The following is a 2,194-nucleotide window of genomic DNA, read 5'->3' as shown; positions in this document are numbered from 1 at the left end:
GCTCATCACGCGATTCCTTCCCTTCAGCACGAAGGGGCGCCTGCCCCAGGATGCACGCCTCGTGCGTGCATACCTGGCGTTCCCGCCAGCGTGGTGGGTCCTCGGGAAGCAGACGCTCTACGTCGCGGAGCGGCCGTGACTTCCCGGGAGCAGGTCCCCGTCCGGAGACTCGCGCTTGTACTCGGCGGGCTCCTCGTCAGCGTCCTGGCGACGTGGATCGTCACCCGGGGCGTGAACCTCGAGGACGCGTGGGCGATCGCCACCCAAGCTTCGCCCGAGTGGCTGCTCGCGGCCCTCGGGGTCGTCACCGTTCAGACATTCCTTCGCGCGGCGCGCTGGCGGGCGCTGCTGCCCGCGCGACCACCTCGAGCAGGCCGCCCGTCGCGTCCATCCATCATGCGAATCGTTCCCGTCGTGCTCATCGGGTATCTCGGCAACGCCGTCCTGCCGGCCCGGCTCGGCGAGGCCGCGCGGGGCGTCCTCGTGGCTCGTCGCGAGGACCTCCCGGCGACCGGTGCGCTCGGGTCCGTCGTCATCGAGCGAGTCCTCGACACGCTGGTGCTCGCACTGCTCGGCATCGGAGCGGCATTGCTTATCGGGGTGCCCGATTGGATCGTCCGAGTCGCTCTGCTCGGCGTGCTTATTTCCGCCGCCGCGGTCATCGGTCTCTCGGTCGCGCCTGGTCTCCTCCATCGACTCGGTGGCGGCCGGCTCGGCCGCGTGGCAAGCGGCGCATTGGCGGTTCTTCACGGTGCCAACGTCTCGAAGCGGCCACGAGCCATCGGCCTGGCGCTGCTCCTGAGCGCCCTCGCCTGGGTCCTCGATGCGTCGATCTACTGGCTGGTCGGGCGATCCGTCGGTGTCGAACTGACCCCCTTCGGCGCGATGCTCGTCGCAACCGTGACTGTCCTGAGTACCGCTGTCCCCGCCGCCCCCGGCTACGTCGGGACGTTCGAGCTGGCGGCCGTCGCGGCAGCGGGAGTCCTGGGGGTGGATCCGACGACGGCCTTGGCGTTTGCCGTCGTTGCCCACGCCGTGGCGGTGCTGCCAATTGCCATCGCGGGTGCGGTGGCCCTGGCCGTCGTCGGTGTGGACGCCCGGCTCCTCACACGCGGAGCGGGCCCAGGCGAGCACGCGACGAGCACGGTCGCCGGGCCCCCGTAAGCCGCCTGCGAGCAGACCGGCCGGTGTGCCGCTGCACGAGTCGCGCTGGAGGCGCATGCTGAACGCATGGCTACGAAGAAGAAGTCCGAACCGAAGCAGGATGAGGCCAAGCCGAACCGCGAGCAGCGCCGCCGCGAGAAGTTCGGCAAGCACGGCCCGGCCACCCATGACCCGAACGCCCCGTGGCCCGAGTCCGTCCCCAACCCCGCGTTGGGGCGGGGCGGCGACGACCAGGAGGCCTACGCCGGGCGGCCCGACCAGGACGTTACGCGCAACACCGGCCCGGGATCGGGTGGGGCTACCCAGGGCGAAGGCCAGCGACCGCAACGTGAGGGTGTGCGCCCGGGCCAAAGCACCAAAGGCTGACCGTTCTCCGACGCGATGGCCGCTGAACGGCCTGTCAAGCTGTGGATCGAGATCTGGTCGACGTCAGGCGGGCGACGAATGGGATCAGCATCAGGGGAATCGTGCCAAGAGGATGGCTTGGGTCGATCTGGACATTCCTCAGGGCCGCGGCGTAATCGAACCAGAGCGGCAGACCGGGGGCCGCCAAGACGATCAGGCCGAGGCCCGCAAGCGCGGTCTGGCGCGGCCGCGCTAGTCCGAGCAGGATCAAGGGCGCGAACGTGGGTTTGATCGTCAGCAGGACGGCGGGCCAGCCCCACGTCAAGGCAGCGGCAAGCATCGCGACGACCCAGATGTCCGTATTGCCGAGCAGGACCGCACTGATCGAGCGCGGCCACGCCAGCAACGCGAGCATGAGGACCCACGCCCATGTCGCCGGCCGGAGCCGCCGGAAGGCCAGTGCCACGATCACTGCCGGGATTGCCCACCAGGCAAATGCGGGAAGGTACACGAACGGCACGAACAGGAACAGGGCATGAGGCGGGTAAAGGTTGTCGACCATCGTGGTGAAGGTGTACGCACCCGTGAGCTGGTGGGGACGGTAATACGACCCGTCGACCAGCCAACTGGCCCCCAGCTGGCGAGAAAACTCCCAGTCCATGCCAAGCTCGAAGTAGGGCGATGG

Annotated in this window: 3 protein-coding genes; 2 read left to right on the top strand and 1 reads right to left on the bottom strand. The window is 69.3% G+C overall.

Annotation, left to right across the window (positions count from 1 at the left end; translation table 11 throughout):
• Window positions 1–135 precede the first annotated feature (135 nt).
• Window positions 136–1,164, top strand: coding sequence for a lysylphosphatidylglycerol synthase transmembrane domain-containing protein (locus tag VFR64_10465; GenBank protein HET9490160.1), 1,029 nt, complete (start codon window positions 136–138; stop codon window positions 1,162–1,164).
• Between the two features lie 66 nt (window positions 1,165–1,230).
• The gene (locus VFR64_10460) at window positions 1,231–1,530 is read left to right on the top strand and encodes a hypothetical protein (protein HET9490159.1); all 300 of its coding nucleotides are present in this window, start codon (window positions 1,231–1,233) and stop codon (window positions 1,528–1,530) included.
• Between the two features lie 34 nt (window positions 1,531–1,564).
• Here VFR64_10460 and VFR64_10455 read toward each other — a convergent pair.
• Window positions 1,565–2,194: hypothetical protein (locus tag VFR64_10455; GenBank protein HET9490158.1), on the bottom strand; the 630-nt coding region annotated here is incomplete at its 5' end.

Source organism: Candidatus Methylomirabilota bacterium (assembly GCA_035709005.1).
Classification (GTDB): domain Bacteria; phylum Methylomirabilota; class Methylomirabilia; order Rokubacteriales; family CSP1-6; genus 40CM-4-69-5.
The sequence above is the reverse complement of the archived record's forward strand: the minus strand, read 5'-3'. Positions and strand labels throughout refer to the sequence as shown.

Bases quoted from the DNA above. Each gene is read 5' to 3' on its own strand.
- VFR64_10460 (HET9490159.1), top strand. From the start codon at position 1,231: ATGGCTACGAAGAAGAAGTCCGAACCGAAGCAGGATGAGGCCAAGCCG.